At 68.9% G+C, this 24,399-nt stretch carries 21 protein-coding genes; 17 read left to right on the forward strand and 4 right to left on the reverse strand.

Annotation, left to right across the window (positions count from 1 at the left end; genetic code table 11):
• Nucleotides 1–106: 106 nt before the first annotated feature.
• The 11 genes from crtI (at nucleotide 107) to E4V01_RS19375 (ending at nucleotide 12,137) form a co-directional block, all read left to right on the forward strand.
• Entirely contained in the window at nucleotides 107–1,699 is a 1,593-nt protein-coding gene (crtI, locus tag E4V01_RS19325) for a phytoene desaturase family protein (RefSeq protein WP_060770780.1), read from the forward strand.
• Nucleotides 1,699–2,127 carry a DUF2141 domain-containing protein gene (locus E4V01_RS19330; RefSeq protein WP_060770779.1) on the forward strand — a complete coding sequence of 143 codons (429 nt, stop codon included), beginning with the start codon at nucleotides 1,699–1,701 and terminating at the stop codon, nucleotides 2,125–2,127. The genes crtI and E4V01_RS19330 overlap by 1 nt, the downstream gene beginning before the upstream one ends.
• A gap of 7 nt (nucleotides 2,128–2,134) precedes the next feature.
• Entirely contained in the window at nucleotides 2,135–3,103 is a 969-nt protein-coding gene (locus tag E4V01_RS19335; protein WP_135299446.1) for an ABC transporter ATP-binding protein, read from the forward strand.
• The gene (locus E4V01_RS19340) at nucleotides 3,100–4,335 is read left to right on the forward strand and encodes an ABC transporter permease (protein ID WP_135299447.1); all 1,236 of its coding nucleotides are present in this window, start codon (nucleotides 3,100–3,102) and stop codon (nucleotides 4,333–4,335) included. The genes E4V01_RS19335 and E4V01_RS19340 overlap by 4 nt, the downstream gene beginning before the upstream one ends.
• A gap of 88 nt (nucleotides 4,336–4,423) precedes the next feature.
• A complete protein-coding gene (locus tag E4V01_RS19345; protein ID WP_135299448.1) occupies nucleotides 4,424–5,632 on the forward strand; it encodes an ATP/GTP-binding protein in 1,209 nt (402 codons plus the stop codon).
• Nucleotides 5,629–6,207 (forward strand): RloB domain-containing protein, encoded by a 579-nt coding sequence (locus E4V01_RS26705; RefSeq protein ID WP_135299449.1) that lies wholly within the window; start codon nucleotides 5,629–5,631, stop codon nucleotides 6,205–6,207. Before E4V01_RS19345 ends, E4V01_RS26705 begins: the two co-directional genes overlap by 4 nt.
• Before the next feature lie 189 nt (nucleotides 6,208–6,396).
• A complete protein-coding gene (locus tag E4V01_RS19355; protein ID WP_135299450.1) occupies nucleotides 6,397–7,284 on the forward strand; it encodes a type 1 glutamine amidotransferase in 888 nt (295 codons plus the stop codon).
• Nucleotides 7,285–7,355: 71 nt separating this feature from the next.
• Nucleotides 7,356–8,894 carry an NAD(P)/FAD-dependent oxidoreductase gene (locus E4V01_RS19360; protein WP_135299451.1) on the forward strand — a complete coding sequence of 513 codons (1,539 nt, stop codon included), beginning with the start codon at nucleotides 7,356–7,358 and terminating at the stop codon, nucleotides 8,892–8,894.
• A gap of 11 nt (nucleotides 8,895–8,905) precedes the next feature.
• Nucleotides 8,906–9,721 carry a lysophospholipid acyltransferase family protein gene (locus E4V01_RS19365; protein WP_135299452.1) on the forward strand — a complete coding sequence of 272 codons (816 nt, stop codon included), beginning with the start codon at nucleotides 8,906–8,908 and terminating at the stop codon, nucleotides 9,719–9,721.
• Complete coding sequence (locus tag E4V01_RS19370; RefSeq protein WP_135299453.1) at nucleotides 9,718–10,863, forward strand: glycosyltransferase family 2 protein; 1,146 nt, start codon at nucleotides 9,718–9,720, stop codon at nucleotides 10,861–10,863. The genes E4V01_RS19365 and E4V01_RS19370 overlap by 4 nt, the downstream gene beginning before the upstream one ends.
• A gap of 146 nt (nucleotides 10,864–11,009) precedes the next feature.
• The gene (locus tag E4V01_RS19375; protein ID WP_060770772.1) at nucleotides 11,010–12,137 is read left to right on the forward strand and encodes a Ppx/GppA phosphatase family protein; all 1,128 of its coding nucleotides are present in this window, start codon (nucleotides 11,010–11,012) and stop codon (nucleotides 12,135–12,137) included.
• A gap of 91 nt (nucleotides 12,138–12,228) precedes the next feature.
• Here the strand turns inward: E4V01_RS19375 and E4V01_RS19380 are convergent, their stop codons facing one another.
• Nucleotides 12,229–12,660, reverse strand: a complete 432-nt coding sequence (locus E4V01_RS19380; RefSeq protein WP_193763238.1) for a nuclear transport factor 2 family protein — start codon at nucleotides 12,658–12,660, stop codon at nucleotides 12,229–12,231.
• A gap of 300 nt (nucleotides 12,661–12,960) precedes the next feature.
• Here E4V01_RS19380 and E4V01_RS19385 point away from each other — a divergent pair, with 300 nt between their 5' ends.
• Both E4V01_RS19385 and E4V01_RS19390 read left to right on the forward strand, forming a co-directional pair.
• Entirely contained in the window at nucleotides 12,961–13,680 is a 720-nt protein-coding gene (locus tag E4V01_RS19385; protein WP_060770771.1) for an RlmE family RNA methyltransferase, read from the forward strand.
• 190 nt (nucleotides 13,681–13,870) lie between these two features.
• Entirely contained in the window at nucleotides 13,871–15,676 is a 1,806-nt protein-coding gene (locus tag E4V01_RS19390; protein WP_135299455.1) for an adenine deaminase, read from the forward strand.
• Nucleotides 15,677–15,760: 84 nt separating this feature from the next.
• On the opposite strand, the gene E4V01_RS19395 is transcribed toward E4V01_RS19390, so the two are convergent.
• Nucleotides 15,761–16,648, reverse strand: a complete 888-nt coding sequence (locus tag E4V01_RS19395; RefSeq protein WP_060770769.1) for a DUF3313 domain-containing protein — start codon at nucleotides 16,646–16,648, stop codon at nucleotides 15,761–15,763.
• A 295-nt stretch (nucleotides 16,649–16,943) separates the two neighbouring features.
• Here E4V01_RS19395 and E4V01_RS19400 point away from each other — a divergent pair, with 295 nt between their 5' ends.
• Nucleotides 16,944–18,425, forward strand: coding sequence for an MFS transporter (locus E4V01_RS19400; RefSeq protein WP_135299494.1), 1,482 nt, complete (start codon nucleotides 16,944–16,946; stop codon nucleotides 18,423–18,425).
• Here E4V01_RS19400 and E4V01_RS19405 read toward each other — a convergent pair.
• Nucleotides 18,382–18,909, reverse strand: a complete 528-nt coding sequence (locus tag E4V01_RS19405; RefSeq protein WP_060770768.1) for a DoxX family protein — start codon at nucleotides 18,907–18,909, stop codon at nucleotides 18,382–18,384. The two genes, E4V01_RS19400 and E4V01_RS19405, sit on opposite strands and share 44 nt — an antisense overlap.
• A 210-nt stretch (nucleotides 18,910–19,119) precedes the next feature.
• Here E4V01_RS19405 and E4V01_RS19410 point away from each other — a divergent pair, with 210 nt between their 5' ends.
• From E4V01_RS19410 to E4V01_RS19420, 3 genes are all read left to right on the forward strand, one after another.
• The gene (locus tag E4V01_RS19410; protein WP_060770767.1) at nucleotides 19,120–19,371 is read left to right on the forward strand and encodes an acyl carrier protein; all 252 of its coding nucleotides are present in this window, start codon (nucleotides 19,120–19,122) and stop codon (nucleotides 19,369–19,371) included.
• A gap of 19 nt (nucleotides 19,372–19,390) precedes the next feature.
• On the forward strand, nucleotides 19,391–20,908 hold the full coding sequence (locus tag E4V01_RS19415) for an AMP-binding protein (protein WP_135299456.1): 1,518 nt from the start codon (nucleotides 19,391–19,393) through the stop codon (nucleotides 20,906–20,908).
• Nucleotides 20,909–21,253: 345 nt separating this feature from the next.
• The gene (locus E4V01_RS19420; RefSeq protein WP_135299457.1) at nucleotides 21,254–22,549 is read left to right on the forward strand and encodes a type III PLP-dependent enzyme; all 1,296 of its coding nucleotides are present in this window, start codon (nucleotides 21,254–21,256) and stop codon (nucleotides 22,547–22,549) included.
• Between the two features lie 110 nt (nucleotides 22,550–22,659).
• On the opposite strand, the gene E4V01_RS19425 is transcribed toward E4V01_RS19420, so the two are convergent.
• Complete coding sequence (locus tag E4V01_RS19425) at nucleotides 22,660–24,336, reverse strand: methyl-accepting chemotaxis protein (protein WP_135299458.1); 1,677 nt, start codon at nucleotides 24,334–24,336, stop codon at nucleotides 22,660–22,662.
• Nucleotides 24,337–24,399 lie beyond the last annotated feature (63 nt).

Below are 24,399 nucleotides of genomic sequence, written 5' to 3' on the forward strand. Positions count from 1 at the left end.
CCGGAACCTGTTGAGACCCCTGGTACGCGACAATCCGTGCCTCTTGCCCCTGGCCCGCTTCCGGCCAAGATTGCGCCGACGATGTGAGGTTGGGAGTTTTGGGACGTTGCTGCAGTCGCGGGAAGGTTTGCGTACCCTGTCGGGCCGCCGCACGATCGTCGTCGGGGCCGGCCCCGGCGGGCTTGCCACGGCGCTGCTCCTGGCCAAGGCCGGATTGCATGTCACGATCATCGAGCGCGACGCGACCGTCGGCGGGCGCACCAAGACCGTCGAGGCGCCGGGCGGGTACCGCTTCGACATCGGCCCGACCTTCTTCCTCTATCCGCAGATCCTCGCCGACATCTTCGAATCCTGCGGCGAGCGCCTGGAGGATCATGTCCGGCTGGAGCGGCTCGACCCGCAATACAACCTCGTCTTCGAGGGTGAGGGCGGCATTTCGGGGCAGATCCGTGCCACCGGCGACGTGCCGCGGCTGAAGGCCGAGATCGCCCGCCTCGCCCCCGCCGATGCCGAGAACGTCGAAAAATTCTTCGAAGAGAACCGGACCAAGCTTAACTACTTCAAGCCGGTGCTGGAGCAGCCCTTCGACAACATCCTGTCGATGGCGAGCCCGGCCATGCTGGCCGCCCTCCCCCATCTCCATCCCGGCCGCAGCGTGGACCGGGATCTCAAGCGCTACTTCGCCGACCCGCGGGTGCGCCTCGCCTTCTCGTTCCAGACCAAATATCTCGGGATGAGCCCCTTCCGCTGCCCGAGCCTGTTCACGATCCTCTCGTTCCTCGAATACGAGCACGGGGTCTACCATCCGGTCGGCGGCTGCGGCGCGGTCTCGGAGGCGATGGCGGGGCTCGCCCGCCGCATGGGCGTCGACATCCGCCTCGGGCAATCGGTCGAGCGGATCCTGTTCGAGGGCAAGCGCGCCTGCGGCGTGGTCGTCGGCGGCGAGACGCTGAAGGCCGATGCGGTGGTCGTGAACGGCGACTTCGCCAAGGTGATCCGCGATCTGGTGCCGGAGGAGCGGCGCCCGCGCTGGCGTGACGCCAAGATCGGCAAGGCGCGCCTCTCCTGCTCGACCTACATGCTCTACCTCGGCATCGAGGGCAAAATGCCCGAGAGCCTGGGCCACCACACCATCCTGCTGGCCAAGGAATACGAGCGCAACATCAAGGAGATCACCGGCGGCACGCTGCCGATGGAGCCTTCGATCTACGTGCAGCATGCCGGCTTCACCGATGGCGGCATGGCGCCTCCCGGCCACACCGCCCTCTACGTGCTGGTGCCGGTGCCCAACCTGAAGGCGGGCATCGATTGGGAAACGGTCGGCCCGAGCTACCGCAAGCTGATTCTGGAGCGCCTGAAGCTCCTCGGCCTTCCCGACATCGAGAGCCGCATCCGCTACGAGCGCGTCGTCGATCCCCGCGATTGGCGCGACGCGTTCGCGGTGCACGAGGGCGCGACCTTCAACCTCGCCCACGATCTCATGCAGATGCTGTGGTTCCGGCCCCATAACCGCTTCGGGCCGGGGCTCTACCTCGTCGGCGGCGGCACCCATCCGGGCTCCGGCCTTCCCGTGATCTACGAGGGTGCGCGCATCTCCGCCCGGCTCCTCATCGAGGATCTCGCCAAGGAGAAGGCGCCCGCGATCCTGGCGGACCTGCCGACGACCTCGCCGCTTGCCACGCAGGGCGATCCGAGCTGATGCGGGCCGCTTTTCTCGCGGGCCTTGCCGTGCTGGCTGCGTTTACGGGCCCGGCGCGGGCGGCAGGCCTGGAGGTGATCGTCGAGGGGGCCGAGCCGGGGCCGGGCGAAGTCTACGTCACCCTGTGTCAGGGCGGGCTGAGCGAGGCCGCCTGTCCGATCGGCCGGAGCGCTCCGGTCCGCGGCGGCGCCGAGCGCTTCGTCTTCACCGACGTGCCCGCGGGCGTCTGGGCGGTCGCCGCCTTTCAGGACGAGAACGGCAACGGCCGGCTCGACCGGACGGCGCTCGGCCTGCCGCTGGAGCCTTACGGTTTCTCCGGCGCTGTCGCGCGCCGGGCCCGGCCGGACTTTGCCAGCGCGAGCTTCGCCCTGCACGAACCCGGCACCGCTATGCGGATCCGCATCGCCCGTCCGCTGCCGCGGCGCTGACGGGCGAATGATGCACATCGAGGCCCCGCCCCTCGTCTCCGTCGAGGGCGCCGCCCTCGCCTATCGCGGCCGTCCGGCCCTGCGCGGGCTCGACCTCACCCTCGTCCGGGGCACGACGCTGGCCCTGCTCGGGCCGAACGGGGCCGGAAAGACCAGCTTGATCCGCCTGCTGGCCGGGCGGCTCAAGCCCGATGCCGGAAGCGTCCGCATCCTCGGCGGCGACCCCCATGCCGACCGTGCGACCCGCAAGCGGATCGGCTTCGTGCCGCAGGAAATCGCCCTCTATCCCCGCCTCACCGTCGCGGAGAATCTCGACGTGTTCGCCCGGCTCGCCGGCCTGAAGCGTGGGGAGCGCCGCGGGGCGGTCGCGGCGGCGATCGGGCGCTGTGCGCTGGCCGAGGTGGCGGGGCGGCTCGTCGCCACGCTCTCGGGCGGCTACCAGCGCCGGGTCAACATCGCCGTGAGCCTGCTCAGCGAACCCGACCTGATCCTGCTCGACGAGCCGACGCAGGGGGTCGATCTCGACGCGCGCGCGTCGATCCACGCCGTGCTGGCGGGCCTGCGCGCGGGGGGCGCCGGGCTCGTCATCAGCACCCACGATTTTTCCGAAGCCGAGCGCCTTGCCGACCGCGTCGCCATCCTCGCCGACGGACAGATCCGGCTCGAAGGGGCTCTGGCCGCGCTGATGCGCCCGTTTGAGGCCGCCCCGCCCGAGCACGAGGCGGTGCTGGAGAGCCCCCCGGACACCGCCGCCGAGGCGGCCCTGAGGCGCTCCGGCTTCTCGCCGCTCACGGGCGAGGCGCGGTTCTGGCGTGCCGACCACGGGGCCGCCGGCGGGCTCGACGGCGCGGCTCTGCTTGCCGCCCTGCGGGCAGCCGGCGTGCCGGTGGCCGAGATCCGCGTGCGCCGCCCCGGCCTGGAAACCCTCTACCGGGACAGCCTCGCTGGCCGTCCGGGCCGGGAGAGCGCGGCGTGATCGCGGCGGCATTCCGGGTGATGTGGCTCTCGCTCCTGCGCGACCGCGCGGCGCTGACCATGGCCTTCGTGCTGCCCACCGTCATCTTCGCGATCTTCGCGGCGATCTTCTCCGGCGCGATCGGCGACCGCATCCGCATCCATCTCGGGCTCGCCGACCTCGCGGGCACCGCCACCACGCAGCGCCTCGTCACGGCCCTGGAGGCCGAGCCGTCCCTTCGCATCGCGCGCCTGGACGTGGCGGACGAGGCGGCGGCCGTCCGCGCCGTGCGTCGCGGCGAGGTCGATGTGGCCCTGGTGCTGCGCAGCGACCTCGCGGCGCCCCCCGGCACGGATAAGGCTGGCCCCGACAAGGGGAACGCGGCGGCGAGCCAGCCGGTGCTGCTGATCGAGAGTCCGTCGCGGGCGCTCGCCACGCCGATCGCGCTGGGCCAGCTCCAGCGTGCTCTCAACGACGCGCTGCCCGACGTGGTGCTCTCGCGCATCGTCGCGGACGTCGAGCGCTCCGGCAAGATCGGGCCGGACGAGCGCGCCTTCCTCGACGAGGCCTTCGCCGAGCAGCGGGCGAAGAAGGAGCCGTTCTCCTTCACCCGTCTCGTCGAGACCCGCACCACCGCGAGCGGGCGCGGCAACGAGCGGGTGAGCTACTACGCGGGCGCCATCGCCGCCGTGTTCCTGCTGTTCGCGGCGATGCAGGGGGCGCTCTCCCTGGTGGACGAGCGCGAGGGCGGGCTGGCCGACCGCCTCGCCGCCGGCCCCGGCGGCCTGCCGGTGATCGTGCTGGGAAAATTCCTGTTCCTGCTCGGCCAGGGCGTGGTCCAGGCCGGGCTGATCTTTTCCGCCGCCGCGCTTCTGCACGGCGTCGATGTCTCCGGCCACTGGATCGGCTGGCTCGTCACCTCGATCCTCGTCTCGGCCATGGCGGCGGGCCTGGCGCTCGCCGCCTGCGCGCTCTCGGCGACCCGCCAGCAGGCGCATCTGGCCGCGACCTTCGGCGTGCTGCTGCTCTCGGCGGTCGGCGGCAGCATGGTGCCCCGCTTCCTCATGCCTCCCTGGCTGCAGCAGGCCGGCTGGCTCACGCCCAACGCCTGGGCGATCGAGGCTTATCAGGCGGCCCTCGGCGAGGGCGCGGCGGCGGCCTTGCCGGCCTGGGGCGTGCTGGCAACCCTGGCGGCCGTGGGTCTGGGGGTGGCAGTCGGGGTGGTAGGGCGTGCCAACTTCAGTCGCGGCTGAGCGGGCCTGAGGGAGCATTTTCAACGGTTTCTTGTAGCGTTTGCTTCTTGGCGCGCTAATCTTGCAGGCGAAAGGCTCGCGTGACCGCATGCTGTACCGCCTCGAAGTCGAGAATTTTGCATCGATCCGGGAGAGGCAGATCATCGATCTGCGGGTTGGTGCCGGTGTGGACGACGACGGTGGCCGATTCGGACCCCTTTGGAAGGGGGCCAAGGAGCGCGCTCCCAAGGTCGTGGCCTTGTTCGGGGCCAACGCCTCCGGAAAGTCGAATGCGCTCAAGGCCCTGTCGTTCATGGCCTGGTTCGTAACTAAAAGTTTTTCGGCGTCGCGTGGAAGCCCGATGCCATATGACCGGTTCAATCATTACGATACGCTCAATGCGCCAACACGCCTCGCCGTCCAGTTAAGTGGTGTGGAAGATATTAGGCGCATCAATGATCCGAGCGCTGCGCAATGTGGATATTTTTATGAATTCGCTCTAGGTGGTGAAAACAAGACGGTCGTTTTGTCGGAGTCTCTGTACTATCGACCGTCAGGCAGCGCGCGAAAGCTTAAGCTTTTTGAGCGGTCGCAAAATGGAACTGTTACGGCAACACATGCTTTTGGATTGTCTGATTATAAGCCTGCCTTGAAAAAGATTTTGCGGCAGGATGCTAGTGTCATTGCAACATTGGCACAGCTTGATCATCCCTACTCAATTGCGATCTGGGAAGCTGCCCGGCGCGTCAATACGAACATACTCATGGAACGCTTCGACAATTCTGAGCGTGAGGTCGTCCGCTTTTATGCAGAGCGTCCGACGCTAGTCGAAGCCTTGAACAAGGAAATCGGACGCCTCGATCTAGGTATTCAAAATTTGGAAATCCAGTTTGGTGCCGAGGGCCCTGTAGCCGTTTTTCATCATCAGGGACTGGCGGGTCCGATGCCGCTTTTCTATGAAAGCCACGGAACGCGACAGTTTATCAAACTATTTCCTTACTTGTGGGTTACTCTGCAGGATGGTGGAATCGCTATCATTGACGAACTCGACACGGCGATACACCCTCTCATTCTGCCTGAAATTATTCGTTGGTTCTATGATCCTGGCCGTAATCCGTATCATGCACAGCTTTGGATGAGCTGTCACAATGCTTCCCTTCTTTCTGAATTCAGCAAGGAGGAGGTGCTGTTTTGTGAGAAGGGACTGGATGGGCAAACGCGCATGTTCGGCCTGCGCGATATCAATGTACAGAGACGCGACAATTTTCAGAGGAAGTATCTCGGCGGCGCTTACGGCGCCGTTCCTGTCATCGGATGAGGCGAGGCCGCGCTCTCATCCCGCAGCGTCGGCGGGTCTTTCTCGCCTGCGAAGGTGAGAGCGAGCAGAGCTATGGCGCTCTGTTGTCCCGGCTGATCGATGCACAGCACCGTCGCACCTACCTCGATATCGTGCTCGTGCAGCCCGGAGGTGGCGACCCGCTGGCCATAGTCGAGCGAGCAAGCCGGTTGATGAGCGACCGCGTGCGGCGGTTCGGTGCCTACACAGAGCGAGCCATCTTGCTCGACACGGACAAGCTCGGACTGAGTCCAGAGCGTGACAGAAGGATCGAGGTACTCGCCGAACGTGAAGGTTTTCGGCTCATTTGGCAAAAGCCTTGCCATGAGGCGCTTCTGCTGCGGCACCTCGATGGCTGTGCGGCGTTGAGACCGGTCAATACGGCTCGTGCTGCGGAGGAACTTCAGCGCCGATGTGCCACCTATCGCAAGGGGATGGCGGCGATGCGCCTCGCAAACCTCATCGACGTGCACGGCGTGCTTCGGGCTGCTGCCGTCGAACCGGCCCTCGACGACTTCCTCACCGCCATCGAGTTTCCGCGGGATCCGGCTGGCTGATAAGTCAGCCATGCCATTGGCACCCACGATGCGGCGATAGGCGGCACTGAACCAATCGTCTGCATGAAAGAGTGTCTCAGAGTATGAGGCGGATCGCCCTGCGGCGACCTGCGCTCGCGACCTAGTGGCCTGGATCGGGCAGAGGCGGCTCTCGCCTGACCTCTTCTTTCCCAGGGCCGCCCCACCCCCATGACCAACGCAATGCTGCGCCTGCTGATCGCCGACGGCAACGACCGCGACGGCCGTGCAAAGCGCGAGGCCGCCGTCGGCCAAACCACCTCGCAGGCCTTCGCCGCCGTGGTGGCCGATCTCGCGCCCGAGGCGGCCTGCACGCTGGTGAACCCCGCCGATGCCGAGGCCGCGATCGGGTTCGATCTCGCCGGGTTCGACGGGATGGTGCTCACCGGCTCCACCCTGCGGCTCGCCGATGGCGGGCCGGCGGTGCGGCGCCAGCTCGACTTGATGCGCGCGGCTTTGGAGGCCGGGTTGCCGGTGTTCGGCTCGTGCTGGGGCATGCAGGTCGCCGCGGCGATCGCGGGCGGGGATGTCGGCGCGAACCCGCGCGGGCCGGAATACGGTTTCGCCCGGCGCCTCACGGCCACGGGGGACGGGGCCGCGCACCCGCTGCTCGCCAGTCGCGCGCCTGCCTGGGACGCACCCGCGATCCATTGCGATGCCGTCGTCGGCGCCCCCTCCGGCGCGCGGGTGCTCGCGGCGAATGCCGTGCTCGACGTTCAGGCGATCGAGATCCGCTACGGGCGCGGGCTGTTCTGGGGCACGCAGTACCACCCGGAAACCGACCTCGACGAACTCGCCGCGATGCTGCGGCTGAGCGCCGATGCGGTCGTCTCCGCCGGGCTGGCCGCCGATCACGCCGCGGTCGAGGCCTATGCCGGCGAGATTTCGGATCTCGACGGCAGCGAGGGCGCCGCCCGCCGCCATCGCGCGTGGCGTCTCGGAATCGGTACCGACGTGCTCGAATCCGGGCAGCGGCGCCGGGAAATCGGCAATTTTCTCGCGTCTCTGTCCACAGCCCGCGGCATGGTATGGACCGAGCGCGACCGGGTGGCACGTTGACCCGCCCTGCCGCGCATCTAGCTTTGCTTTGACGGTCTTCTTTTTCAGGCCGCGCGGGAGACGCGTTTCCAATGAGCCAGGGTTCTTCGGTCGCGGTCGTCGGAAGCGGGCTCGGTGGGTTGGCCTCGGCTTGCGTGGCGGCCGCGCGCGGCCATCGCGTCACGGTCTACGACAAGAACGACTGGATGGGCGGCAAGGCCGCGGTGCTGCACGAGGGCGGCTTCCGCTTCGATATGGGGCCGACCATCCTCACCGTGCCGCGCGTGCTGGAGCGCATCTTCGCCGAGGCCGGGCGCTCGGTGCACGATTACATGGATCTGCGCCGCCTCGACCCGCAATGGCGCTGCTTCTTCGATGACGGCTCGCGCGTCGATCTGATCGAGGACGTCGATGCCATGGCCGCCTCCATGGACCGGTTCGCCCCCGGGCAAGGGGCGGGCGACGGCTACAAGAAGTTCATCGCCGTCTCCGAGCATCTGCACGGCGTCTCGGAGCGGTTCTTCTTCTGGAAGGCGGTGCAGGATCTGTTCGACACGATCGACATCCGCGCCAACATGAACCCCGGTACGCTCCGCGACGTGCTCAGCCTTCGCATGCACGCCACCGTCGCGAGCACGATCCGCGGCAAGGTGAAGGATGCGCGCCTCGCGCAGATGCTCGACCACTTCGTGCAATATGTCGGCTCCTCGCCCTACGGCGCGCCGGCCGTGCTCTGCGCCATCGCCCACATGCAGACGGCCGAAGGCGTGTGGTACCCGATGGGCGGCACCCGCGCGGTGGCCGAGGGGCTGATGCGGCTCGCGACCGAACTCGGCGCCACGTTGAAGCCCGCCGACGAGGTGCTGGGCCTCGACATCGCCGCGGGCCAGCTGCGCGGCCTGCGCACTCGCGACGGCATCACGCCCTACGACGCCGTCATCTCCAACATGGATTCGGTGCGCACCTACCGCGAACTCGTCGGCGGCGAGGTCGGCAAGTCCTACGAGAAGAAATCCTTCGAGCCGGCCTGCTCCGGCGTGGTGCTCTATCTCGGGCTCAACAAGCGCTACGAGCACCTGAACCACCACGATTTCGTCTTCTCCCGCGACCCGGAGGAGGAGTTCGACTTCATCTACCGCAAGGGCGAGCCGGCCCCCGACCCGACCGCCTACCTCGCGGCCCCCTCCTCCACCGATCCGAGCGTGGCGCCCGAGGGCGGCGAGGCGCTCTACGTCCTCGTCCACACGCCGTATCTTCGGCCGCACCACGACTGGTCGAAGATGTTCCCGGCCTATCGCCGGACGATCCTGGAGAAGCTCAAGCGCACCGGCGGCATGCCGGATCTCGAGGAGCGCATCGTCGTCGAGCGCCACCTCACCCCGCAGGACATCCACGACCGCTACAAGGTGCTCAACGGCGCGATCTACGGGCTCGCCTCGCACGGGCGGATGATGGGCGCGTTCAAGCCCGGCAACCGCTCGCGGGAGGTGCGCGGCCTCTACCTCGCGGGGGGCGCCGCCCATCCGGGGCCGGGCATGCCGATGGTGATGATGTCGGGTTGGATCGCCGCCGACGCCCTCGATCAGGATCTGCGCGGCCGCGGGGAACCGGAGCTGCGCAAGACCGCCTGAGTTCTTTCGACATGGCGCGGGGCAAACCGCTTCCGCCCGAGCGCTCGGCTCCGCTCTGGCGGTTCATGGCCGCTTATTTCGACCGCTTCGTGCGGCGCCACCTGAACGCCCTGCGGCTGGCCCGCTGGGGCGTTCCGGCCGGCATCACAGGCGCGGCGCCGCTGGTGATCTACGCCAACCATCCGGCGTGGTGGGATGCGGCGATCCTGCTCGTCGCGGCCGACCGGCTGTTTCCGGGGCGCGAGAGCTTCGCGCCGATCGATGCCGCGATGCTGGAGAAGTACGGCATCTTCCGGAAGTTGGGCGCCTTCCCCGTCGATCTCGACAGCGCGCGGGGCGGTGCGCAATTCCTGTCCGCCTCCCGCATGATCCTGGGTGCGCCGAGCCGCGCGATCTGGATCACGGCGCAAGGGCGCTTCGCCGACGTGCGGGTTCGCCCGCTGGGGCTGAAGCCGGGCGTCGCGCGGTTGGCCGAGATCGCCCCCGAGGCGACCTTCCTGCCGCTGGCCGTGGAATACGCCTTCTGGGACGAGCGCGGGGCGGAAGCCTTCCTCGCCTTCGGGCAACCGCTCACCGCCGCCGAACTGCTTGCCCTGCCCCGCCCGGAGCGGCTCGCCCGGATGGAGACGGCGCTGACCGCCACCCTCGACCGGCTCTCGGGCGACGTGATCGCCCGCGATCCCACCCGGTTCGAGACGCTGCTGGCGGGCCGGCGCGGGGTCGGCGGCGTGTATGACGGATGGCGGCGGCTCGCGGCCGCGCTGACCGGCCGCCGCTTCGAGCCGGGGCACCGGGACGGCGATTCCGAGGAGACGCGGACCCGATGACACTGACTCTCCTCGCGCTCGTTGCCCTCGCGCTGGCCCTGCTTCCGGCGGGGCTGGCTGCGGTCAATCTCGCGATCCTGCACAGCCCCGAGCCCACTCCGAGCGACGGCCTCGTCTCGATCCTGATCCCCGCCCGCAACGAGGCGGCTGTGATCGAGGGCACGGTGCGGGCGGCACTCGCGAGCCGCGGCGTCCCGGTCGAGGTGATCGTCGGCGACGATCACTCGACCGACGGGACCGCCGAAATCGTCGAGCGCATCGCCCGCACCGATCCGCGCCTGCGGCTGATCGCCGTTCCCGCCCTGCCCGAGGGCTGGACCGGCAAGAACCACGCCTGCGCCGCCCTGGCCGAGGCGGCACGGGGCGAGCGCCTGCTGTTTCTCGACGCCGACGTCACGTTGGCACCGGACGGCGCGGCGGCGCTCGCCGCGCATGCCGTCCAGAGCGGCACCGATCTCGTCAGCGGCGTGCCGCGGCAGGTGATGGAGACTCTGGGCGAGCGCCTGACCGTGCCGATGATCGACTTCCTGCTGCTCGGCTACCTGCCGATCGCCCTGATGCGCGCCTCGCCCCGCCCCTCGCTCGGCGCCGCCTGCGGGCAGCTGATCCTGATCGCGCGCGAGGCTTACCGGCGGACCGGGGGGCACGGCACGATCCGCACCTCGCTCCATGACGGCGTGCGCCTGCCGCGGCTGTTCCGCGAGCAAGGGTTCCACACCGATCTCGTCGCGGGCCACGCGCTCGCGGCCTGCCGGATGTACCGAAATTTTCCGCAGAGCTGGGCCGGCTTCTCGAAGAACGCGCATGAGGGCATGGCGACGCCCGCTTCGCTCCCGGTCTGGACGGTGCTGCTGTTCGGCGGCCATATCCTGCCCTGGCTCGTTCTGGCCGCCGCCCTGGCGCTGGGCGCCGGGATACCCGCCGTCTTGGCCGCGGCCGCCGTCATCGTCTCGCTCGCGACGCGGGCGGCGATCACCCTCCGGGTCGCCGAGCCGCTCGCGACGATTCTCCTCCACCCCGCCACCGTCGTCACGGCGCTGGCGATCCAGTGGAACGTGCTGCTGCGCCCCGGACGTGCCGTATGGAAAGGCCGCAGCTACACAGTCGGCGGGCGTGCCAAGCCGCGGCAGGAACCGGGTTGAGGGGTCTTTCGCGAGACAATCCATGCGGCAAATCGTGTAAGGCCGGCCATCCAGCCTTTGCAGTTCCTGAACAACGCCTGTAGCCTTGGGGCCACGTCGGCCGGGCGTCTTGCCGGGCTGCATCGCCAGGAAGTTCGGTCGCGTCGATGAGGGATGAGAGCGCCGCCGCCGTGTCGGCCCGCCCCACCGCCGACCCGCAGACATCGCGGGAGGGTTCCCGCACGGTCACGGGCGGACGCCCGATCGAGAGCTTCCCCCCACGCTACGAAACCGGTCGTCACGGCCGGCGCGACGCCTATGCCGCGCTCGATCTCGGCACCAACAATTGCCGTCTGCTGGTCGCCGAGCCGACGCCCAACGGCTTCCGGGTGATCGACGCCTTCTCCCGCATCGTCCGGCTCGGCGAGGGGTTGGGCAATTCCAATCGCCTCACCGAGGCGGCGATCGAGCGCACGGTGGAGGCCCTGCGCATCTGCCGGGGCAAGATGAAGTCCCGCGCGGTGGCCCGCTCCAAGGTGATCGCGACCGAGGCCTGCCGGCTGGCCGTCAACGGCGCCGAGTTCGTGGCGCGGGTGCGCGCCGAAGTCGGGCTCGACCTCGAGATCGTGGACCGGCAGACGGAAGCCTATCTCGCCGTGACCGGCTGCGCCGCGCTCGCCGACCCGCGGGCGGAATCGGTCGTGATCTTCGATATCGGCGGCGGCTCCACCGAGATCGCGTGGCTCGACGGCGCGGCGGCCAACCCCTCGACCGACCCGACCTTGCGCATCCGCGCCTGGGATTCGCTGCCTGTCGGCGTGGTGACGCTGGCCGAGCGCCACGGCGGCACCGAGGTGACGCGGCGGACCTTCGAGGGCATGGTCGAGGAGGTCGGCGACCTCATCTCGCCCTTCGCGATCCGCGCTGCGGCCGCGGCCACCGCGCCCTATTTCCACCTGCTCGGCACCTCCGGCACCGTGACCACGCTTGCCGCCATGCATCTGCGGCTCGCCCGCTACGAGCGGCGCCGGGTGGATGGCCTCTGGATGAGCGACGACGAGGTCGGCGACGCGATCGAGGATCTGCTCGACACCCGCCTCGAACAGCGCGCCGACAACCCCTGCATCGGCCGCGACCGGGCCGACCTCGTGCTTGCCGGCTGCGCCATCCTGGAGGCGATCCGCCGGGTGTTCCCGTCCGAGCGCCTGCGCATCGCCGACCGGGGCCTGCGCGAGGGCCTGCTCATGAACATGATGCGCGAGGACGGCGTCTGGCGCCGCGGGCGGTATCGCTGAAACGTAGAGCCGTCGGACTCCATCGGTTCTACGTTCAGTTCTGAGATAAAGAGCAGTCGATGGTTCTGCCGTTCAAGCTCAGTTTGCGCGTCTAAAACAGGAATTGTGTCTTGTCTACCGATTTTTGTCGGGAGGAATGGTGGCCCGTGATGAGCCATTGCCCGTCGAATTCTTCAAATACGAAAAGAAATCTCGCTGGAATTATCTCCTTTTTGCGATTTTTGATTATTTCGAATGTGTAGAGGCCGCCGATTAAAACGGCGTCGTCTTTTCCGCTGGCGTGGTCGACTTGAAGATCTATCTTGCAGCTCAGCGAATCCTGACTTAGGAACTTTTCGAAATAGGCGCGGCGGGTTGCGGGTGTATTAGGAACGCCGTCTTCGAGTGTTGGAACAAGAAGCGCATTTTCTGTGTAGAGACGCGTGGTGTCATCGACACTCAATTTTTCCACCGCGGCAATCCATTGCTCCAGTGTCTTGTGTGCAGCGCTTCTGCACGAGGATGATTTCTCATCTTTTTGCATGGGCATTTCCTCTTATTGTTGAGTATGTGATCTGTGCAACTGATTTGAGTATAGTTTGCAGAGTCGATTCATCGGCGCAAGTTTGATTTCAACCTGAGCGAGATATTTTCGCGCGCAGCGAGCAATCGGCGCTTGCGATCCGCGGACGGTCGCGCCTTCACGCGCAGCGCGTGGCGCGTTAGAGCGATGGTTCGCTTTTTCGTGCGCGGCGCGTTGCCATCGAGACGCCTTCACCCGTCGCTGGAAATCGACTGCGACATCTCCGACTCCGATTCCGGGCAGACCCCAGGGGCCAACACCATGAGCGACCGGCGAGGCGGGACGAGCGGCCTGCGCGGCGACCTGAAGCAGCGGGTGAAGACCGGGCGCGGGCGCACCCTCTCCCAGAAGCGCTGGCTGGAACGCCAGCTCAACGACCCCTACGTCGCCCGCGCCAAGCGCGAGGGCTACCGCTCCCGCGCGGCGTTCAAGCTTCTCGAAATCGACGAGCGCTTCAAGCTCCTGAAGCCCGGACAGCGGATCGTCGATCTCGGCGCTGCCCCCGGCGGCTGGTCGCAGGTCGCGGCGCGGATCCTCGGCGACAGCGGCCGCATCGTCGGCATCGATCTGCTCGACATCGAGCCGATGCCGGGCGCGACCTTCATCACCCTCGACTTCCTCGATCCCTCCGCGCCCGAGCGCCTGACCGAGTTGCTGGGCGGGCGGGCCGACCTCGTCCTGTCCGACATGGCCGCCAACACCACCGGCCACAAGAAGACCGACCACCTGCGTATCATCGGGCTCGCCGAGACCGCCGCGGTCTTCGCCCGCGAGATCCTGGCGCCGGGCGGCGCCTATCTCGCCAAGGTGTTCCAGGGCGGCACCGAGGGCGATCTGCTGACCGAGCTGAAGCGCGACTTCGCCACCGTGCGCCACGTCAAGCCGCAGGCGAGCCGGGCGGATTCGAGCGAACTCTACGTGCTGGCCACGGGCTTCCGCGGCGAGTCCGGCGCGAAGGACGCGGCGGACGAACAGGCGTGATACGCGCCGCTTGATCGAAGCGGGGCGCGTATCGCTCAGCCCGCGCGGCGCCTGAGCGTCGGCTAGATCCGCCATCCCGAAGGGATCGACCGGATTTGGAATGACCTGTCACCGGCGGCTGTGTCCGGCCTTCCATTTCGTGGCACGATGCCTGCGCGTCCTGCCCGAGAGTCGCGCAAGGAAGGCCCCGATGACCGCCCAACCCCTCACCCGCTTTTCCGTCGCGCCGCTGGCCCGGATGACGCGGCACCTCGCCGATGTCGCCGCAGGCCGCGCCGAGCCCGATCTGGTGATCACGGGTGCGCGGGTGCTCTCGACCTATTCCGAGCGCATCCTGCCCGACCGCGAGATCTGGATCGCGGGCGGGCGCATCGCCGCGGTGAAGCCGGCGGGCCACCATCGCGGCGCCGCCCCGCGCTACGATGCGCGCGGCGGCCTGATCGCGCCGGGGCTGGTCGATCCGCATCTGCACATCGAGAGCAGTATGGTGACGGCCTGTGCCTACGCCGAGGCCGCGCTGATCAACGGCACCACCACGATCGTCTGCGACAGCCACGAGATCGGCAACGTGCTCGACGTGAACGGCGTGGAATGGATGCTGGAGGATGCCCGCGCGGCGCCCCTCAACATCTTCCTGACCGTGCCGAGCACGGTGCCCGCCACCACGCCGGATCTCGAGACCGCGGGCGGCGACCTGACGGCGGAGAAGATCGGTGCCCTGTTCGACGCGTGGCCCGAGGCGATCGGGCTCGGCGAGAAGATGGATTTCGTCGCGGTGGCCAGCGGGGACGAGCGGGCGCACGCCATCATCCGCGCCGCGCTGGAGCGGGGCCGCCCGGTTTCCGGCCATGTCTACGGCCGCGACTTCGTGGCGGCCTACGCCGCGAGCGGCGTCACCGACACCCACGAGGCCGTGGATGCCGATATCGCCGACGATCTTCTGGAAGCCGGTCTCTGGATCTTTCTGCGCGGGGGGCCGCCGACCACGCCCTGGCACTCGCTGCCCAAGGCCATCGGCACCGTGACCGAGTACGGCGCCGCCTGGAAGCGGGTCTGCGCCTGCACCGACGACCGCGACGCCGACGACCTGCTGGCGTTCGGCCTCGACTGGGTGGTGCGCGAGGCGGTGGCGCGCGGCATCCCGAAACCCGCGGCCTGGGCCATGGGCTCCTTGCATGGGGCTACCCGCTACGGCCTCGACGGTGAGGTCGGCGGCCTCGGCGGCGGACGCCGGGCCGATCTCGTGCTCCTGAACGACGATCTCAAGCCGCAGGCGACATGGTATGGCGGGCAACAGGTGGTGGAGGATCGCCGGCCGACGCCGCGTCTCGAAGAGGCGCTGGCCCGGCCCTACCGCTACCCGGCCCCTGCCTACGGCACGGTCCGCCTGCCCGATCCCGTTCCCGCCCTGATCCCGGCGCTGCCCGCCGGGCCCTGCACGGTCAACGCGATCCGCACCACGCTGCCCGGCATCGAGCTGACGCATGAGCGCGTCGCGCTCACCCCCGGTGCGGATTGGGCGGCGACGCTCGCCGCGCACGATCTCTGCCACGTCGCGGTGGTCGAACGGCACGGCCGTTCCGGTGGCGTCGCCCACGGGCTGCTCTCGGCCTTCGGCTTGAAGCGCGGCGCGGTGGCGAGCAGCGTCGGCCACGATTCGCATAACCTCATCGTCGCGGGGCTGAACGAAGCCGACATGCGGGTGGCCCTCGACGCCATCGCCGCCCATCAAGGCGGCGTCTGCGTCGTCGAGGAGGGGCAGGTCGTCGCGATGGTGGCGCTGCCGGTGGCGGGCCTCCTCTCCGACAAGCGCGTGGGCGCGGTGGCGGAGGAGGTGAAGGCGCTCAAGCGCGCCTGGAAGCGGGCCGGCTGCAGCATCCCCTATATGGGCTTCAACCTGATCCCGCTCGCGGTGATCCCGCAGATCCGTATCACCGACAAGGGCGTGGTACTGGTGCCGGAGATGCGCCGGGTGCCGCTGTTCGAGGCGGCTTGAAACCGCTTCGAAGCGCCGAGTGTCCCCCTCTCCCCGCAAGCGGGGCGAGGGAATCCATGTTGAACGAGGCGATCGGACAGGGGCTCAGCGCGCGGCGGAGACGCCCGGCCCCTTGTCGGTCCATTCCGGCGGCAGGCCGATCATGTCGGCGAGGATGCCGTCGAAGCCGGGCGCCCGGCCGAAGGCCTCGCAATCCGGGTCGAGGGGGGCCTCGCCCAGCGTGGTGATGCGGATGCGGTCGTAGGTCGGGAGCTGCAGCTCGCCCTTGAACGGATCCTTGCCGGTGGCGAGGTAGGAGCCGAAATCCTGGCCGAACTCGCCGGCCAGATCGTAGGCGTCGCTGGCGGCCGAGAAGCGGGCTTGGTTGGTAAAGGAGTTGGCCGCACCCGCCCAGATCATCGCCGCGCGCTGGCGGTTGCGGGCGTCGACCGCCTCGGATTCGATGGTCAGGCTGCCGAGCCCGATCGGCAGCCGCGGCACCGGCACCCGGCCCAGGGTGTTGGCGAAGCCGATGCCGACTTGGCCGGCCACCGAGATCGCCGTCGTGGCGGCGACGGTCGCGCCGGAGGCCGGAATGTTGGTGAGATCGACCCGCGTGATCGCCGAGCGGACGGTGAGGTCGGCGCGGCCCGACGACACCACGTCGTAGCGCAGCGAGAGGTCGTAGCAGAGCGCCCGGTCGGCGGCGTTGGCGATCAGGCGCCGTTCCACCGGCGAAAGGCCGGGGCCGGAGACCGCCTCGGAAAACACGGTCGGGACGATGCGCACGGTGCGCACCGTCTGCGGCAGGGTCGGATCGATGAACAGCTTGGACTCGGAGGCGACGGCGTCGCTGGCCACGAACTGGTCGCGGCGCGAGAGGGCGCCGCCGTCGGTGAGCACCACGTCGCCGCAGCCGGCCAACCCGGCGAGAAGGGCGGCGGCGAGTGCGAGACGGGAAACGCCGGGACGAAGGTTCGACCGCAGGGGCATCAGGCTCTTTCGCGGGATGGAGGCCGGCGCCAGGGGACGCTCGGGGACGCGTATCCTGCCGTGACCGGCGGGACAGCATCGCTTTTCGGGCGGAAGCCTAGCCTTAAGCCGGCGGTCCCGGAAGGATTGGACGGGGGACGGCACGCGTATCCCGCGGGCCTGTGACCGTTCAGCCACGTTGTTTCATCCCGCCCCTACGCAACGTCGGGTTCCGGCGTCGCCTTCGTGCAACGTCGCCGCGCCTCGCGCGCACCCCTTGCGCAACCTTCGGCGCGTCGCGCACTTCTCCCTGCCGATGCGCCCCGCCCAGATCGTCCCCCTCGTCGTCGCCACCGCTTTGTTCATGGAGAACACCGACTCGACGGTGATCGCCACGGCCCTGCCCGCGATCGCGGCGAGCCTCGGTGTCGATCCGATCGCCCTCAAGCTCGCGCTCACCGCCTATCTCGTGAGCCTGGCGATCTTCATCCCGGTCTCGGGCTGGGCCGCCGACCGCTACGGCGCCCGCAACGTCTTCCGCGCCGCCCTGTGCGTGTTCATGGCGGGCTCGCTTGCCTGCGCCGCCGCGAACTCGCTCACCGGCTTCGTCGCCGCCCGCTTCGTTCAGGGGGTCGGCGGGGCGATGATGGTGCCGGTGGGCCGCCTCGTGATCCTGCGCTCGGTGCCGAAATCCGAACTCGTCGGGGCGCTCGCCTACCTCACCATCCCGGCGCTGATCGGCCCGATCCTCGGGCCGCCGCTGGGCGGCTTCATCACCACCTATGCCGACTGGCGCTGGATCTTCTTCATCAACATCCCGATCGGGCTCGCCGGCATCGTCCTCGCGACCCTGTATTTCGGCGACATCCGCGAGGAAACGCGCCCACCGCTCGACGTGACGGGATTCCTGCTCTCGGGCGGCGGGCTCGCCCTTCTGATGCTCGGCTTTGCAGCGACCGGGCGCCACCTCCTGCCGGACGGCGTGTCCTGGGCCTGCATGGCCGGCGGGATCGTGCTCGTCGGGCTCTACCTGCGCCACGCCAAGCGCACCGAGCATCCGCTCATCCGCCTCGACCTGCTCAGGCACGACACCTTCCGCGCGGCGGTGACGGGGGGGAGCCTGTTCCGCATCGGCACCGGAGCCATCCCCTTCCTGCTGCCGCTGATGCTCCAGATCGGGTTCGGGCTCGATCCGCTGCGGTCCGGGCTCATCACCTTCGCCGCGGCCGCGGGCGCCCTGCTCATCAAGATCGTCGGCCCGCGCATCCTGCGCGCCTACGGATTCCGCCGGGTGATGGTGACGAACGCGCTGGTCGCGTCCGCCTTTCTTTCCGCCAACGGGCTGTTCACGGCGCAGACCCCGCACTGGATCATCGTCGGCGTGCTGTTGCTCGGGGGCTGCGTGCGCTCGCTGCAATTCACCTGCGTCAACGCCATCGCCTATGCGGATCTCGAATCGCGGGAGATGAGCGCGGCCACGAGTCTGGCCAGCGTCGCACAGCAATTGTCACTCAGCCTCGGCGTCTCCATCGGCGCTCTGGCGCTGGAGGGCGCCGCCGCCTGGCACGGCCATGCCGGGATCGAGGCGGCAGATTTCTCCCTCGCCTTCCTCGCGGTGGCCGCGGTCTCGGTGGGCTCGTTCTTCGTGTTCCGGCGGCTGGCGCCGGATGCGGGCGCGGAGGTGTCCGGCCAGCGACGGGTCGCCGAGGCCGTGCTGAGACCTGCCGATGGTTCGCCCCAAAGTATCGTCCCGGTTACGCCGCAGCCCGCGCCGGAGCCCGGCCGCCCGCCCGCTTGACGCCGCCGGACTTAGGCCGCGCGGGCGCCTTGGCCGCCGCCTTGGCGGGGGCTCGTGCGGGCGCCGAGGCTTCACCGGACCCGAAGATGCCGCGCCAGCTCCAGGCGCCGGGGCCGGTCATCGCGTACATCAGGAAGGCGCCGGCCAGCCCGAGATCGGCGAGGAGGAAGCTGCGCTCGGTCACCGCGGCGGCCCCGACATGGAGCCAGAACGGGTGCAGCAAGGCGGCCATGCCGGCCACGAAACCAGCCATGGCCAGCCCGGTGAGCCGCGGCATCACACCGAGGATGACCGCCAGCGGTCCGAACACCTGCACGATCACCGCCGCCGTCGCGATGGCGTTGGGGGCGGGACAGCCGGCCCCGGCCAACGTCACCGCGAAGCCGGAGACGTTGAGCGCCCGCGCCACGCCGGTCGGCAGCAGGGCCGAGGCCATGAGGAGACGGGCGGCGAGAAGGACGCCGTTCTGGGCTGAACCGAACACGGGCCGAGGACTCCGGGAAAGAAGGAATGCCGGGAAGCCTCGGGGGGCAGCGTGAATCGCCGGTTAAGGAGACAGGGCGAAGCGACGGATGTCTGGGGATCGTTCATGAACCATGCGCCCACCATGGACTTGCCCTTGCGTTGGGCTTAAGTCCGCAACCCGAGACCAGCACAGGACGGATCGAGGGGCATTCCAGCCGTGGTTCAGTCGATGGCCGATGTGCGCGAGGCGATCTTCGCCTTCATCGCGGCCCGCAACCCGGGCCTTCCCCCCGGCGCCGTCACCGGGGAGACGTCCCTCGTGACCAGCGACGCGCTCGATTCGATCGGCATCCTCGACCTGATGATGCATCTCGGCGACCGCTTCGGCGTCGAGGTCGACGAGGACTGCTTCGACCTCGCGAATTTCGCCAGCGTCGATACGCTGGCTCATTTCATCGACGACCGGCGTTCCGACGTCTGATCCGCGCCTGACCCGTCCCATGCCCCCGACGCTGCTGCACCACCTGCTCGACGGAGCCGGCGCGGACGATTCCCCCGCGATCGTCGAGGGGGGCGAGACTCTCACCTATGGCGGTTTCCGGGCCCGCGTCGCCGCTTTGGCGGGGCGCTTGGCGCGTCTCGGCCTGCGGCCGGGCGACCGCGTCGCGATCCTGCTGCCGAAATCGATTCGCGAATGCGTCGCGATTTTTTCCGTGAGCGCGGCCGGCGGCGTGTTCGTGCCGATCCACCCGTCCTTGCGCCCGCGTCAGGTCCGCCACATCGTCGCCGATAGCGGCGCGCGCGTGTTGCTGACCGATGCCGCCCACGCCGCCGGGCTCGAGGGGGCACTCGACGACCTCGCGGACCTGCGCATCCTCGATGGAGAGACGGGGGACGACGGCGCGGCCCTCGTCCCCGGCGAGCCGGCGCCGGAGGGGCTGGCGGCGATCCTCTATACCTCGGGCTCGACCGGCCTGCCCAAGGGCGTGATGCTCTCTCACGCCAACCTGATCGCCGGCACCCGCATCGTGCGGACCTATCTCGGCATCAACCCCGCAGACCGCCTCCTCTCGGTGCTGCCGTTCTCGTTCGATTACGGCCTCAACCAGCTCCTCACGAGCGTGGAGCAGGGCGCGCGCATCGTGCTGCTGACGCCCCGGCTCGGCGACGACGTGGTGCGGGCGCTGGAGGCGCACCGCATCACCGTGCTGGCGGGCGTGCCGACGCTGTGGACGCTGCTGACACGGGCCGCGCCGCATCTGACCAAGGCGGACCTCTCGGCCCTGCGGGCGATCACCAATTCCGGCGGCAGCCTCGCGCTGCCGACGATCGAGCGCCTGCGCACGCGGCTGCCGCACACGGCCGTCGTGCTGATGTACGGCCTGACGGAAGCCTTCCGCTCGACCTACCTGCCGCCGGGGGAGATCGACCGGCGGCCGGACTCGATCGGCCGCGCCATCCCCGAGACCGACATCTTCGCCGTCACCCTCGAAGGGCGCCGGGCCCGGCCCGGCGAGCCCGGCATCCTGCATCACCGAGGCCCCACCGTCTCGATGGGCTACTGGAAGCGGCCCGCGGACACCGCCCGCGTGCTGGTGCCCGACCCGTTCCCACCGCCCGGTTCCGCGCCGGGCCTCGTCTGCCGCTCCGGCGACCTCGTGGTGGAGGATGAAGACGGCTTCTTCCGGTTCATCGGCCGCGAGGACACGATGATCAAGACGCAAGGGTTTCGCGTGAGCCCGACCGAGGTCGAGGCGGCTTTGATGGAAACGGGCGCCTTCCGCGCCGCCGCCGTGATCGGCCTGCCCGATCCGAGCCTCGGCCAGCGCATCCATGCCGTGACCGTCCCTGCGGAGGGCGCGCCGGGCACGGCGGACGTGCTGCAACGCCTCCGCACGGCGCTGGCGCCCCATCTCGTGCCCCGCACCATCGAGGCGGTCGCCGCGCTTCCCGTCACGCCCAATGGCAAGGTCGATTACAAGCGCCTCACCGCCGAGCGCGCGGCGGTGGAAATCTAGAGCATCATCCCGAAAGGTGGCCTCCGGCTTTCGGAAAAAGATGATGCGAAAACAAGAGGCTAGAGCATCATCCCGAAAGGTGGCCTCCGGCTTTCGGAAAAAATATGATGCGAAAACAATAGGTTAGGACAGCGTCCTGGATCCATTGTCGAGGACGCTGCTCTAGGACCGATGCGCGCGCCGATGGTCTCCCATCCGCTGCCCTCATCCTGAGGTGCCGCGCAGCGGCCTCGACGGATCATCCCGTTCGCGCGCGATCCCTGGAGCACCCTTCGAGGGCGCCGCTGCGCGTCGCCACCGCAGGATAAGGTTGAGGATGGGGCAAGTCTCCCTCATGAGGTCGTCATGACCCAGGCTGTCTCTCCCGACCTCGCCGCTGCGCTGATCGCCGAGAACTTCTCGCGCGATGGGAGCGGCGTGCTGCAGGTCGGCGGCCTGCCGCTGACCGACCTCGCAAAGGATTTCGGCACGCCGCTCTTCGTCTACGACGCCGACACGATGCGCCGGACCTACCGGGCGCTGTGCGCGGCACTCGCGGGCTTCGCGGAGGTGGATTTTTCGGTCAAGGCGAACCCCAACCCGGCGGTGATCCGCGTCTTCTCCGAGGAGGGCGCGGGGGCCGAGATCGCTTCCGGCGCCGAGTTCGACGCCGCGACCAGAGCGGGTGTTCCTCCGGAAAAGATCCTCTTCGCCGGCCCAGGCAAGGGCGCGGCCGACCTCGACCGGGTGATCGGCCGCGGCATCGGCGAGATCCATCTCGAAAACCGCGAGGAGATTGTTCGCGTCGCGGCGGCGGCCGAGCGTCACGGCGCGCGCGCGCGGGTGGCGCTGCGGATCAATCCCGGCGCGACGGCGCAAGGCGGGGCGATGCGGATGGGCGGCAAGCCCTCGCCGTTCGGCTTCGACGAGGAAGACATCGAGGCCGCCATCGACACGGTGGAGGCCGCCCCGCACCTGTGCCTCGTCGGGCTCCACCTGTTCGCGGGCACGCAAGGGCTGAAGGCCGATACCCTCCTCGGCCAGTGGACCTACGGGCTCGGACTTGCGGCGCGGATCGCGAACAGAATCGGGCGGCCGCTGGAGACAATCGATCTCGGCGGCGGCCTCGGCATCCCGTACTTCTCCGGCGACACCGCCCTCGATCTCGGCGCGATCCGGGCCGGGCTGCCCGGCCTGATCGCCACCCTGCGGGCCGAGCCGCTGCTGGCGAGCGCCCGCGTGGTGCTGGAGCCCGGCCGCTACCTCACCGGGCCGGCGGGCGTCTACGTGGCGCGGGTGCTGGCGGTGAAGGCGTCGCGCGGCAGCCGCTTCGTCATCACCGACGGCGGCATGCACCACCATCTCGCTGCGAGCGGCAATCTCGGCCAGATCGTCAAGCGCGACTTTCCCCTCGCGGCCGTGACCGATGCGGGCGGTGCGCCCGCGGCGACCGCGGTCGTCGGCCCGCTCTGCACGCCCCTCGACATGCTGGCCCGGGCAGCCCCCTTGCCGCCGCTGGCCGAGGGCGACCTCGTCGCGGTGCTGCAATCGGGGGCCTACGGGCTCACCGCGAGCCCGACGGGATTCCTGAGCCACCCGACACCGGCCGAGCTGCTGGTGGAGAGGGGCGAGGCCCGCGAGATCCGGGCGCGCGGGCCTTGATCCTGGCGCGTTCGCAAGACCGCGCGCCGCTTGCGGAAGCCCCCATCGCGCTTGCGCGACGGGGGCCTCGGGTGCCGCTCGGGATGTGGTGATGCGGCTTGGTGCTTCGATCAGGCGGCTCGCACCGTGGCGAGGAAGCGCTGAACCTCCGTCGACAGGGTCTCGGACTGGCGTGACAGCTCCGCGGCGGCGCTCAGGACCTGGCTCGCGGCAGCGCCCGTCTCCTCGGCCGCGCCGGCCACGCTGCTGATGTTCGTCGTCACCTCGCCGGTGCCGATCGCGGCCTGGGCGACGTTGCGCACGATCTCCTGCGTCGCCGCCCCCTGCTCCTCCACCGCGGCGGCGATGCTCGACGCCACGCCGTTGATCTCCCTGATGCGGCTGGCAATGCTGCCGATGGCCGCCACCGCCTGCCCGGTCGCCCCTTGGATCGTGCCGATCTGGGCGGCGATCTCATCGGTGGCGCGCGACGTCTGGGTGGCGAGCTCCTTCACCTCGGACGCGACGACGGCGAAGCCGCGGCCGGCTTCGCCGGCACGGGCGGCCTCGATCGTCGCGTTCAGCGCCAGCAGGTTCGTCTGACCGGCGATCGTCGAGATCATCGAAACGACGTTGTTGATCTGGGCCGCGGCGCTCGACAGGTTCTGCACCAGCACCGCCGTATGGTCGGCCTCGCCGACCGCGCTCTCGGCCAAGTCCGCCGAACTCGCCACCTGGCGGCCGATCTCCTGAACCGATGCGCCCAGTTCCTCGGCCGCGGCGGCCACGGTCTGCACGTTCGCCGCCGCCTCCTCGGCCGCGGACGCCACGGTCAGGGATTGCGACGCCGTCTCGGTGGCCGTTCCCGACATGCTCTGGGCCGTCGCCTGCAACTGGCTGGCGGACGCGGTCACCATGCCGATGATCCCGCTCACCATCGTCTCGAAATGATCGGCCATCTGTCGCATGCCGGCCTTGCGCTGCTCCTCGGCCGAGGCGCGGGCGAGAGCGGTATCCTCCTCCAGCTGGCGCGTATGGATCAGGTTCGTGCGGAACACCTCGACGGCGGATGCCATCTCGCCGATCTCGTTCCGGCGGCCCTTGGACGGCACCTCCCGGGCGGTATCGCCGCTCGCGATGTCACGCATCGCGCCCGTCATCTGCTCGATCGGCCGGGCCACGCCGAAGATGGAGAACGCCGTGGCCAGGATCGTGACGACGAGGCCCACGACCAGCATCGTGACGGCCGTATCGATCGCCTGAGACTGTTGGATCTGCGCGGCCGCTCCGGCGGCCTTGCTCGCCTCGAAGTTCAGATCGACGAGCCGGGTCGCGGCGGCGGCGGCGGCACGATAGCGGGTGTGATTCTCCGTGCGGAACAACACCAGCGCCTGATCGGCGCTTGTTTCGGCGAGCCGCAGCAGGTTGGACCAATCCTGCTTCAGCACGCTGACCTTCTGGATGAGATCGTCGTAGGCGGCCTGTTCGGCGCTGCTGGCGACGAGAGCCTTATACTTGGCGATCTCTGCGTCGCGCGCCTCCATCAGCTCATCCGCCAATGCGAGGTCTTCTTTCCTGATTTTATCATTAGGCGCTGTCAGGAACCGCAGCTGCGTGGTTCTGACTTGCAGAATGAGCCTGTTGATGCGGCCCGCCTGATTGAGGGACGGAATTGCGTTGGTGATGATGACGTTCGTGCTCTCGCCATTCGTTTGAAGGGCTTTGATCGAAACGATTCCCTGAATGGCGGATACGATCGTCAGGATGGCAAGCATGCTGATGAGTGTCGCTTTGATGCTGATTTTCATCTTTCACCCCATGCCAATTTCCTCTCGTGCCTACCCCTTGTTCGATAATAGGACGTAAAGTCG

Source organism: Methylorubrum sp. Q1 (assembly GCF_004683995.1).
Taxonomy (GTDB): domain Bacteria; phylum Pseudomonadota; class Alphaproteobacteria; order Rhizobiales; family Beijerinckiaceae; genus Methylobacterium.